General features: G+C 52.9%; 8 protein-coding genes. 2 read left to right on the top strand and 6 right to left on the bottom strand.

Annotated elements, in window-relative coordinates; translation table 11 throughout:
* Positions 1 to 82 precede the first annotated feature (82 nt).
* Positions 83 to 649 carry a hypothetical protein gene (locus tag AB1656_04770; GenBank protein MEW6234679.1) on the bottom strand — a complete coding sequence of 189 codons (567 nt, stop codon included), beginning with the start codon at positions 647 to 649 and terminating at the stop codon, positions 83 to 85.
* 13 nt (positions 650 to 662) lie between these two features.
* Complete coding sequence (locus AB1656_04775; protein MEW6234680.1) at positions 663 to 2,105, bottom strand: hypothetical protein; 1,443 nt, start codon at positions 2,103 to 2,105, stop codon at positions 663 to 665.
* Between the two features lie 352 nt (positions 2,106 to 2,457).
* Between AB1656_04775 and AB1656_04780 the strand changes: the two genes are divergently transcribed.
* Entirely contained in the window at positions 2,458 to 5,985 is a 3,528-nt protein-coding gene (locus AB1656_04780) for an interleukin-like EMT inducer domain-containing protein (GenBank protein ID MEW6234681.1), read from the top strand.
* 337 nt (positions 5,986 to 6,322) lie between these two features.
* Here AB1656_04780 and AB1656_04785 read toward each other — a convergent pair whose 3' ends face one another.
* The 4 genes from AB1656_04785 to AB1656_04800 form a co-directional block, all read right to left on the bottom strand.
* Positions 6,323 to 7,708: an ABC transporter permease gene (locus AB1656_04785; protein ID MEW6234682.1), complete on the bottom strand. Its 1,386-nt coding sequence runs from the start codon at positions 7,706 to 7,708 to the stop codon at positions 6,323 to 6,325.
* Between the two features lie 227 nt (positions 7,709 to 7,935).
* Complete coding sequence (locus AB1656_04790) at positions 7,936 to 8,157, bottom strand: type II toxin-antitoxin system HicB family antitoxin (GenBank protein ID MEW6234683.1); 222 nt, start codon at positions 8,155 to 8,157, stop codon at positions 7,936 to 7,938.
* Between the two features lie 128 nt (positions 8,158 to 8,285).
* Positions 8,286 to 9,779 (bottom strand): sugar ABC transporter ATP-binding protein, encoded by a 1,494-nt coding sequence (locus AB1656_04795; GenBank protein ID MEW6234684.1) that lies wholly within the window; start codon positions 9,777 to 9,779, stop codon positions 8,286 to 8,288.
* 24 nt (positions 9,780 to 9,803) lie between these two features.
* Entirely contained in the window at positions 9,804 to 10,811 is a 1,008-nt protein-coding gene (locus AB1656_04800; GenBank protein ID MEW6234685.1) for a substrate-binding domain-containing protein, read from the bottom strand.
* A 358-nt stretch (positions 10,812 to 11,169) separates the two neighbouring features.
* On the opposite strand from AB1656_04800, the gene AB1656_04805 reads away from it, so the two are divergent.
* A partial coding sequence (locus AB1656_04805; protein MEW6234686.1) for a hypothetical protein occupies positions 11,170 to 11,753 on the top strand: 584 nt, incomplete at its 3' end.

Consider the following 11,753-nt stretch of genomic DNA (forward strand, 5'->3'; position numbering starts at 1 on the left):
CAACTACAATTCAATGTGTATACTATATTGATAGTCATAGATGGGATAAGGAAATTTGTAAAGGGGGAAATTATACAATCAATTATTTTTCGACGACTCTTCTTACTTCAGGCGGCTGACCTGTTACTCTTATATAATAAAATGGATTTATTGTTTTTCTTGCCGGAGTTTGTGTAGGCGTTGGCGTCATTGTAAAGGTAGGCGTATTTGTAGCCGTAAGCGTGGGCGTATTGGTGGGACAACCATTGCACCAACATTGAGGGCATCCAGAATATCCCCAACTGCCTTGAGTTGTTCCTGGTCCGCCGGGACTGCTATCTTCATAATCCGGATACGCATCGTTATCATCATTTGGATCATTCTCATTGAGTATTCCGTCGCCATCCGCATCGCCGTCGTTTACGTTGAGAATTGCATCACAATCGATATCGATAGAATACGGGTCGCATACCGTCGGCGTTGGCGTCGGAGGGGGTAAACACGCTAGAAGGTTAGGAGTAGGCGTCATAGGTAAATTCTCGACTGATGTTATTGGATCATTATTAGAAGCATTTGTCCGCATCATCATTGTCTGTGAATACAAAGCGCTAACGCCAAAAACTACTACGAGCAATCCAAACAGGTTGAGAAAGAAAAGTTTCGTCTTCATTATACTCTCCCCCTTAGTTCTTCAATACGTCCTGCTGTAACTTCAGCGCGTCGTCGAGGCATCCCTTCAGCGTTCCGCCCTCGTACATCAGGGATCGCGTGATGGCGTCTTGCGCGCAACCGAGCGCTTGGATACGCATTCCCTTTTTGTTCAAAATCTCCCCTTGGCTAAGACAAACCCACGGCATAATGGCTTCGAACGGCGCTTCTCTGGCCACGCCATTGAGCAAATCCAACGCCCCGTCGTAATCTTGTTTGTTCGAACTCAGATAACGAGCGAGGCACACGGCGCAATTGGCCGCTGGAAGATTGTTTAACGTAAAGGTATTGATGACGTATTTGCAGATTTCCATCGCGTCGTCGAGTTTGCCGCTCCAAGACAAGCCGATTTGATGAAGATCGTAGAGGTGAGCGATATCGTAGGTGGAAAAAGTCGACCTCGCCGTCGCGTCTTGAATGATGGGGCTGTCGATGAGCAGGGAGGTTATATCTACCATGCGTTCGCGCTGTTCGAACCTCTCCTCCAGCGAGCGCACGCAGCGAACGCCGCCGGTATAGATGACATGCCAATCGGAGCCGTGCGCCTCCATGAACTTGCGAAACTCCGCCTGCGCCGCGTCGCGGCTGGCGCCCGAATCGATCAGGATCATCGTCATGCACAGCGGAATATCTTTCCCCGCAGGCGCATCGCCCGAAGGATTCAGATTGGCTTCCGCGCCGTTGATCTCCTGCATCGCTTCGTCAAAGCGTCCGTCGACCGAAAGGCACAGCGCTTTGGCCATGGCCAGCATCAGCGCCGGTTCCTTGACTTGCGCCATGGGAGCGTATACGGCTTCCATCGCCGCAGTTTCGGGAGAGTTGACCTTGAGCCGGTTGAGGTAAATTTTAAACAGCCCCAAGTCTTCGAAGCCATCGGTGAAAGGCGGAACCTGGTAAAGGCTGCCATTCATGCGCCCGCTGACCCGTTCGAATTCCTGACGCGCCACGGCGGCGTAATCGCGCCTTTCCATTAGACTGCGCTCGTTTTCGTATTGAAACTGCGGCCATTTTTCCGCGTAGGCTTGCGCGAAGATGGCGTCGCCTTCCTCACTTCGTCCTAAGCGCCGCAACGCTTTGCCTTTGAAGAGCATTACCTTTTGATGGTCTGCGCCCGCGGCGGGCAGTTTCGCCAGCACGGCGCCGATGAACTGCAACGCTTCCTCATTCTCCTGCGCCGTCGCCGACCATTTCAGCAAATCTTCCAAAGCTGCCTTGAGGGTTTCGGCGTCCTGCTGCTTGCTGATGGCGGAAATGGCGTTGGTTCGGCATAGCGAGAGGGGCATTCGATCGCGAGCACGGCGATACTGCTCCACGGCGGAAGCGGAATCCTGGGAGCGAGATAGAGGGGAAAAGACTATAAGAGAAAGAATAAACAGCGAAATAAGGCTTATTAGCGTAAATAAATGCGTTTTTTTCATAATAATAGCCTCCTCATTGAATTATGAGAATATTTGACTAATGATCTGATTAATACGCCGAAAACGCCTATTTACTAAAAGAACCGAATTTTTTGCAATAATATCATGAACAAGCGTGGATTGTCAAGAGAAAAATACGAAAAATGAAAAAAAAATAGAATGCTAGAATTACTCGCAGAACATTTTTTTAGGGGGGAAAATCCATCAGTTCGAAAGGCGGCCCAACAAGCCGCCTTTTTTCTTCCAAAAATCCCCCCAGTCATAGCCCAATCATCCCGCCTTTGTTATCCTATACGCGCAGAAAGAATATCCGAATTAAAAAGGGAAAACGCTCGCATTATCCAATTGTCTCATGAAAAAATATTGGCCTTCCCATGAAATATTTCTATTTTCCTTGATCCTGGCGGCGGCGATTCTGCTCTTTTGGTGGAGAGTATGGATTCCCACTCCCCAAGACCGGATGCACTTTTCCGACGATATTTTCGTCAAGGACTATCCCGCCCGCATGGGATTGCAGCGCATCTTGCTTTCCGGCTTTCTCCCTTTATGGGATCCTTATCAATTCGGCGGATGGCCGGGGATAGCCAATTGCGAAGCCGGTTTCTTTTATCCGCCTAACTGGTTGCTGCTGCCCTTCGCCGCATCGCCTCCAGCCGCCTTTACGGCTACGGAATGGCTGGTTTTGCTCCATTTCTTCCTAGCGGGCTTGGGCGCATATCGTCTCGCCCGTTTTATGGGCTTGTCTCCTCTCGGCGCGGGAATGACGGCGGCGGCTTATACGTTTTGCGGCTTTCATTGCGCCCATAAAAAGCACGTCAACATGCTTTTCACTCTCGTATGGCTGCCCTGGCTGCTGTTGCAAGTTGAACGATGGATTCAAGATCGCGCGCCTCTTCGCTTGTTGAAACTCTCCTTCCTGCTGGCGCTGGCCTATTCCGCCGGACATCCGCAAGCCTCGCTCTATACAACCCTGTTCGTCGGCGCCCGAATGCTTCACGCCGCCATTTCCCGAACCAGCGAAGAAGCCGTAACGTTCCCCGCCATCGCCTGCCGCCTCGCCGTCATCTTCGGCGTCGCGTTCTTTTCCTTCGCCTTGACGGCGATTCAATGGCTGCCCACGGCGGAGTTAATCCAACAAGGCGAACGGGCTTCCGTAGACGCTTTTCGCAGCAGTTCGGAATACTCCCTGCCTCCCTACGAATTGCTCGACGCCTTTCTGCCGGAAGTTTTCCATTATTGGACCCAGGTGGAAGTTTTTTACTGGGGAATCGTTCCTTTTCTATTGGTTCTTTTCGCGGTAACGGCGGCGCCGTTGGATTCCACGAACCGTTTTTTATTGACAGCGTCGGTCTTATCCATCCTGTTTTCCTTGGGAGAAAATTTCTTTCTCTACGATTTATCCTATCTCCTGGTTCCCGGCGTCGCCTGGGTGCGCGCCCCCAGCCGCTGGATTTATTTCGCCAGCCTGCCCATTGCATTAATGGCGGGACGCGGCGCCGATTTGCTGAGCCAACCGAATTTGCTCTTCGACCGCGAGCGTATGGCGGGCTATTACCGCGCCCTGTTGCTTATCGCCGCCTTGCTCGCCGCGATTCTCCTCCTGCTCGTCATCGGAATGCAGTCGGAAACGAGCGTCCAGGCGATGAAAGCCATCGCCAGCCAATTGCCCTCGCCGGAATTCTACGATGAGGAATGGAGGCGTTTCATCAGCGGCCTGTTCTCGCTCGTTCTCTTTGGCGGTTCATTTTTATTGCTTCTTCATTTGGCGAAATTGAAAAAAATATCGCCTCGAACCATCGCCGTCTTAGCCATCGCTCTCGCTTGGATCGACCTGGGAACGCATTACCGCTTGTTGGATTTGCAGGAAGGACCCGGCGGCTATCGCATTGATACGGAAGTGAAGCGCCTTCAGGAATCCTCTTGGAATCTGCGGACGAAAGTTTTCTTCCACGCTGGAGGCGACCGCACGCTCTATCACGGCGCCGCCCAAAACTTCCGCGAGTTGGACGGACAATCGCCCCTGACGCCGCGCCTCCATCTGGAACTGCGCGAGGACACAGCTCTCCTCATTCCGGACAAGCCGAATTACGCCTTATATAAATTACTAGGCGCAGGGGCGATTCTCACCGACGCGGGCGCGCTCATGCCCCGCGTCAGCAGAGAAACCAACCGGTTGTATTTTACAAACGAACCGTCCGTACGGGCGCGTGTTCTTTACGATGCCTTTCAAGCCGATCTCCCTGTCCAGCGAGCACTGCTCAAACTGCAATCGTTTCCATTCGATCAAGTCGTCTTGACGAACGCGGCACCCGAATCGTATGAAGCCATAACGGCGAAAAAAAAGATTTTCCCAAAGCCGTTTCTGCTGGCCAGCGGTTCGGCCAAGGCCGTCCAGGCCGGAGCGCATCTCGTAATCGGCGGCGTCGACCATTTTGCGGATATTGAAGACGTATCGAAAGGCTACTATTTCGCCGTCGCCGATCCCTATACGGGCGACGTCGAAAAAACCGCCGCCTTCGATCTCATGCTCAGCTTGAACGATCCATCGCGGCGCGAGCATCGGCGAATGATGGATTTCGTCGCCGCCATCCCCGACGGAAAAATCGTGATGGCGGCGGTTGGCGACAACGCCACCAACATGCTGCTGCCGGAAGGACTCGCGGCGCTGCGGACCATCGGCGCATCCGTCGACGTTCGCTATCAATATCAATACGCTCACGCCATCGTGGGCCGCAAGGGCGCTCCCATCGGCTCCGCTTTGGAAATCCTTTCTCCCACGGAAGCCGTCGCGCTGCAAACCAACGAGCATTTCTTCGTCAAAGGCCAAACGGCGGGACGTCCATCCATGCAATGGGAAACGGCGGCGCAATACGCCCAAGATTGGGAACGCTTATTCGAAAACCTCCGGCAAGACCGCCTGCCCGCCCAATACTATCTGATGGAAGATGGAAGCGAACGAACGATGCCGAAATCCATCCAAATCGTTTCCGCTCCCAAAACCTTGGGAATCAAAGACCGCGCCAGCATTCTCGTCGGCGGCCGGGAAACCGCCTTGAATCGAACCGGCTACAATCTCGCCGTTCTCAATCCCAATACCTTCCAAGTGGAAGAAAGCGCCGTTTTCAATCTTCTCGCCGATTACGCCGCCGACGCGACGAATTACGTCAAAAATCCGCCGGAAGAGAACCTGCGGATGCAGGCGTTCATCCATTCCGTCACCGAAGGCTATTTCCTATTAGGCGCCATCTGCGACGAAGCCATCGACTTGATGCAGCTGCCGACGTTGGCGGCCTTGCGCGATATCGGCAGCCGTCTCGATTACGACGCCGCCGATCCCGACAAGCGCAAGCGAATCTCTCACGCCTTCGCCTGCATCAAGGGCGCAACTCTTTTTGTGGAAGATTATCATCAGAACCAGGAATCCACCGTCTTTCTCTTCCCCCGCTATCCCGGCGGCCCCGCCTTGATGCCATCGGACCGCAATGATGAAGAGAATATCGCCATCCCCTCCGATCCCGTCAGCGAGATCGTCTCCGACGCAACGCGAATCCAAACCTTTCCCGAACCGGCGCCAGGACGAAAATGGTATTTGGAGGAGCAGGGGCCGAACCGCCTGCGCATCTCTGGCTTCACGCCGGAAAAAGGCTTTCTATTCATCGGCGAGATGTCTTATCCGGGATGGAAAGCGAAGGTAGACGGCGCGCCCCAGCCGATCGAACGCTGCAATTACTATTTCCGGGGCTTGCCGGTCGAGGCGGGAATGCGCGTCGTGGAGATGGACTATTCCCCCGTCTCTTTTCAAGCGGGGATGCAAATCACCGTTATAGCGTTTTTAACGGCGGCGGCGTTATGGATATTGACGATAAGAAAAATCTTCTGAATTAACAATCATTTTTTTTCGATTATCCATCGCAATGGCGGATTATTGTGAGACTATTCTCTTTTCATCATGTTGTTATACCATTCTGCGTTAGGATTGTTGCTTATAAATTCCCTCGCCCTTTGGGAGAGGGTTAGGGTGATGGAAATATAAGTCTACTAATATCAACCCCCACCTAACCTCTCCCAATCTTGGGAGAGGAATTTGAAAAGCGACAATCTCAATGCAGATTGGTATTACTGGTGGGCTACGTTTCGCTTTGAGTCCACCCTACCTACTCATCCTGTTTTTTTTTCATCATTCATCATTCATCATTCATCACTCATCATTCCAACCGTCATCCCGTCCCCGATTTTCTGGCCAGGGACTTGCGCCGCAGTTGATCTAGGTAGACGGCGCCGATGATGATGCAGCCGATGACGATCTTCTGCACGAACGAGGATATCTCCACCAAGTTGCAGCCGTTGCGCAGAAACTTGATGATGAAGGCGCCCATGATGGAGCCGAGGATGGTTCCCTCGCCTCCCATAAGGCTGCCGCCGCCGATAACCACCGCCGCAATCACTTCCAGTTCCATGCCCATCGCTTCCATCGGCTGGCCGGAATTGAGGCGGGAAGCGTGCAAAACGCCCGCGAGTCCCGCCGTCACGCCGCCGATGAAGTAGACGATCAGTTTGACGCGTTCTACATTTACGCCGCATAAGCGCGCCGTCTGTTCGCTAGAGCCGACGGCGTAGGTCTGAATGCCGAAAACGGTGTATTTCAACGCGAATCCCGCCGCCAGCGCCAGCGGAATCAGGATGAATACGGAATAAGGGATGAGAAGAATGGAGTCGCCCTTATTGACGAGACTGGGATAAGCTTCTTCCAGTAAGAGCCGATTGAGATGAGCCAGTTTCTTCCCTTGCGGATTTTGGGCGATTTTCTTTTGCAGAGAAGCGGGAAGCGAGACGTTCGCGAATCGTTCCTGATTGTACAATAATCCACCTTGGACGATTCGATTCATGTCGATTAGTAAACCATCGATCAATGTCTGAGAAGGAGAGGCGGAAGGATTATACTCCGCCAACAGAGCTTTCGTTGCATCCGATAATTGTTCTCGAAGATGAATTTCCAGAGAATTGCCGCTCTCTTTCAATCGTATGGCAAATCCCCGCCATTTGATCTCATCTTCGGAAAATTGGCGGCTTTCGAGCAGCGTAATTTCCCAAACGGCGTTTCCCACTTTGATGAAATCGCTGGGCATGCCATAAACGGGCAACCCCGCAACGGATTGCAGCGCCACGCCTCGGACGATTTCCATCATGCCCAGCGTAACGATGAACGGCGCTAATTTGCCGCGCGTGATGAGAAAGCCATTCAATAATCCGCAAACGGCGCCGGTCGCCAAGGCCGCCAAAATCCCCATAGACAGCCCCATGCCCCAGCCCGCCATTCTATCGGTCGAGATGACGATGGCGCAGAAAACACCCGCCAACGCCACCAGCGAACCCACCGACAAATCGATGCCCCCGCTGACGATGATGAACGTCATGCCCACGGCGGCGATGGCGATCACTACCGTCTGCCCAAAGACGTTGCTGAAGTTTTGAAAACTGAAAACTAAATCCGGCTTGATGGAGCCGAAGATGGCAATCACCAGGATCAGGGCAAAGACGGGTCCCAACTTCCCCGAAAGCATCAACAATTTATCCGATAGATTCTTTCCAACGTTGCCGCTCACGCAAAAACCTCCCGAAATGATTCTATTAACTGGGTAGGATGGGTCGCGTTGTTTGACCCATCGTTTTTACAATGCCGCGCCTGTGATCGCAGGAGCCTCTTGCAAAACTATATTATTCCTCCCCCAAGCCTGGGGGAGGTTAGGAGGGGGTTGTTTTAAGTCTAATAAAATCAACCCCCCTCTAACTCCCCCCAAATTTGGGGGGAGAATAAAAAAAGTGGACTTTATCATTTTTGTAAGAAGCTCACGGGCATCGATAATCCTAACCGCAACCGTAACGCTATCCAGTCGCTTAACGCTTCCCGCAGTTCATTGCGACATCCTTCCAGGGTGGCATCTTTCGCCCATACGCCTTGCAAGCCGGGAATCTCGCCCCAATAAATCCCTTCTTCCTCAATTTTCTCGAAATGGGATTGTTCCATGGGTTTATCGAGGTATCGAGCTAACATGATCGGCTTCTTTTCTTCTTTAAAGAGGGGCATTATTCAAGGTCAGAAACAACCTAGCCCTAGCCACCCCGCCTTGCTATAGACGTTAGAAACGATGGGTCAAAAAACGCGACCCATCCTACTTTTTATCATCCAACGGCGGAAACGTTTATCTCATCCGCTACGCCCGTCGCCAGGGCCATGACGCCGTCTTCGTTGATCTCTTCGATGGCGTATTTCCGGCTGAGCCGTCCTCGCGCCATGACGTAGAGGGAATCGCAAAGACCGAACAACTCCGGCAGATAACTCGAAGCCATCAGGATTCCCTTGCCTTCGCGCGCCAGTGCGTCAATCAGGTGATAAATTTCTACCTTGGAACCGACGTCGATGCCGCGCGTGGGTTCGTCCAGCAACAATACTTGGCTGTCGCCGCCCAACAGGCGCGCCAACGCCACTTTTTGCTGATTGCCGCCGGAGAGTTGATTCGCTTTCTGTTCCGGCGATTCCGCCTTGACTCCTACCCGCTGAATAAGGTCTTGGGAAAGATTGTGCATTTTCTTGTAGGAGAGAACGCCGCGGCGGCTGACCTTTTCCGGGATGGATAAGGTCATATTGGCGGCGATGGTCATATCCTGCGCCAGCCCCTCGCCCGCCCGGTCTTCGCTGAGCAGGCCCACGCCGTTTTTCAGGAAATTGCGCGGTTTCGGCGGCCAGACCGATACGCCCCGAATCTTCAATTCGTCCATCTGTCCGGGATCGAGGCCGAAGAGCGCCCGCAGCATCTCCGTGCGTCCGGCGCCGACCAAACCAGCGACGCCCACGATCTCCCCCGCTTGAACTTCGATGTCGGCGCGTTGAGTTCCGTTGGAACTGCGCAGGTTGGTTACGGAAAAAAGAACCTCGCCAAGCGGGTGCGCGCTCTTGGGATAAAGGTCTTCGATCTTGCGGCCGACCATCATTTGGATCAGGCTGTCGGGCGTGGCGGAAGCCATCTCGCCATAGCCCACTTTCTCGCCGTCGCGCAGTACGGTATACACATCGCCGATCTCGCCGAATTCTTCGAGATAATGGGAAATATAAATAATGCCGACGCCCTCGTTCTTCAGCGAGCGGATCGCCTCGAACAGTTTCTTGGTCTCCTTTTCGGAAAGCGCCGCCGTCGGTTCGTCCATGACGATAAGCCGGGCGTTCACGCTGAGAGCGCGGGCGATTTCCACCAATTGCCGCTGCGCTACGCCCAAGCGGCTGACGGGAATGTCGGGATCGATGTCGGAATCGAGCCGCCGGAAAATTTCCCGCGCCGCCTCCCGTTGTTCCTGGGCGCGCACCACGCCCCGCTCCCTCTTTTCATGACCGAGAAAGATGTTGGAATGAACCGGCAGTTGCAGCGCCAGGTTGAATTCCTGGTAGATCATGGCGATGCCCGCCAGCAGCGCCGCTTTGGGATGAGCCGCCGCGAACGGCTTTCCCTGGAACAGAACCTCGCCTTGGTCGGCTTTATGCACGCCGGTGAGAATTTTCATCAGCGTACTTTTACCCGCGCCGTTCTCTCCTACCAAGATATGCACCTGGCCGGGAAAAACTTCCAAATCGACTCCCGATAAAGCCTTCGTGGCGCCGAAGGCCTTATGGATATTGCGCATGATCAGTAAAGATTCCACAATCCGTCATTTCTCCGTAAGAATGGACAGGTCGGGCTTCAACAGCAGCATCTTATCCGGCTCGTTCATGTTTTCCGCCGTCAGAAGATAAACGCCAGTGTCGATGCGGCGTTCCACTTGCAAACCATTCAAATGATCGACAATGGCTTTGACGCCTAAATAACCCATATTGAAGGGATTCTGCAATACCAGCGCATGGATTTCCTTTTTCTCCAACGCTTTGACGAGGTCGTCGGAAGAGTCGAAGCCGACGAAGATTTTCTTGCCTGCGAGATTCAACGCTTGCAGCGCCAGCAGCGCGCCGGTGGTGCTCGATTCGTTGGATCCGAAAATGCCGTCGACGTTGGGATTGGCGGAAATCATGTCTTCCGTTACGGCGCGGGATTTATCGCGGTCGCTGTATCCGTATTGCGAAGCGACGACCTTGATGTCGGGAAATTTCTCCGCCAGCGTCTCTTCAAAGCCTTTTTCGCGTTGGTTGGTGGAATCGCTGCCCGGATCGCAGCGCGTGATGATGATGCTGCCTTTGCCATTCAACAAACGGCCCATTTCCTCGGCGGCCAATACTCCCCCTTTATAATTGTCCGTAGCCACGAAGGTGAGATATCGATCCGTTTTAATGCCGGAATCGAAGATGGCGCAGGGAATGTTCGCGTCCGCGATTTTTTCCACGGCGGAAACGAGGGCGTTCTCGTCCTGCGGCGCCAGTACGATGCCGTCTACCTTGCTAACAATGAAATCGTCCACGATGGAGCGCTGCACTTCCTTCATCGTTTCCGTCTGCGGGCCGAGCCATTGGATATCGACGTCGAATTCCTTGCCCGCTTTCATCGCCCCCGCATGAACCGATTGCCAGAAGATATGGGCGGTTCCTTTGGGAATGACGGCGATGGAGAGTTTCTTTTCGCCCGTTTCGCTCTTTTCTCCAGATTTTCCGCAGCCGTACAAGAGAACGAAAGGCAAAACCGTTATGGAAGCCAAAAGAATAGCGGAAAGGAAAAATCGTCTTCTCATGAGCAGACTCCTTTATCGAAAAAAATATGAATTGCGTTATGATTTGACGGGGATAAAACAATCGGATTATTCGTAAAGCGTCCCCGTAAAATTCAGTCTATTCTAAGGCAGGACGCGCGGGAAACAAAGCGCTTCGGCGGGGAGGGGCGAGAGAAATAAAACGTATCGTGCAGGCTAAAAAGCAATGTAGCAATGTAGGGTAGGCTCAAAGCGAAGCGCAGCCCGCCTTTATTCCTTTCACATTTTTTATCCAAACCACTAAAAATATTTTTGATATTTTTGCCGTTAAGGCTTGACCTATTTTTTTTTTCATTATCGTCAGCATAATAATTATCATATCGTACAGGAGGCGTTGGATATGAGCAGATTTCAACTATTTCTGCTTACTGGCTCTTTTTTTTCTCTCTTAATCTGCGGTGAATTAGCGCGTGCGGCGCAAATGTACGAAGGACCGATCTCTGCCGATTTTCGCGATTTTGCGCTAAACGCCGTTGCAAAATCCAACGACGCCGAGGCCGTGAATAAAGGATTGGACGATCTGGTGAAATATTCCAACACGCCGGACGAAAATTCTCAAGCGTTATCGGCAGTGGAAGCGCTATTGGGGGATGTGGACGCGAATTCCTACCTCTTCAGCCAGGCTTCGCTGACCAAAGCCAAATTTCTCAAGCGGCTGGGACGCGGTGGAGAGAGCCTTGCCATCTTCAACGACGGCATCAACCGCCATTGGAATAACGCCCTGCTGCGCTATTCCGAAAGCCTGATCGAAAGCGGCGAACTGGCGGACGCCTGCGCCCTAGAATACCGCCGCGCCGTCGCCGAAGAGCCGTATGCGTTCTATCGCGGCGAGCAGGAGGACTTTTTCATCTTCATCACGCTGCTGAAACTGATGAAGAGCGACAATGCCGGAGCGATGGCGATGGATTCTGTCTATCGTCCGCT

The organism is Candidatus Omnitrophota bacterium, from assembly GCA_040755155.1.
Lineage (GTDB): Bacteria > Hinthialibacterota > Hinthialibacteria > Hinthialibacterales > Hinthialibacteraceae > JBFMBP01.

Bases quoted from the DNA above. Each gene is read 5' to 3' on its own strand.
- AB1656_04770 (MEW6234679.1), bottom strand. From the start codon at position 649: ATGAAGACGAAACTTTTCTTTCTCAACCTGTTTGGATTGCTCGTAGTA.
- AB1656_04775 (MEW6234680.1), bottom strand. From the start codon at position 2,105: ATGAAAAAAACGCATTTATTTACGCTAATAAGCCTTATTTCGCTGTTT.
- AB1656_04780 (MEW6234681.1), top strand. From the start codon at position 2,458: ATGAAAAAATATTGGCCTTCCCATGAAATATTTCTATTTTCCTTGATC.
- AB1656_04790 (MEW6234683.1), bottom strand. From the start codon at position 8,157: ATGTTAGCTCGATACCTCGATAAACCCATGGAACAATCCCATTTCGAG.
- AB1656_04795 (MEW6234684.1), bottom strand. From the start codon at position 9,779: ATGCGCAATATCCATAAGGCCTTCGGCGCCACGAAGGCTTTATCGGGA.
- AB1656_04800 (MEW6234685.1), bottom strand. From the start codon at position 10,811: ATGAGAAGACGATTTTTCCTTTCCGCTATTCTTTTGGCTTCCATAACG.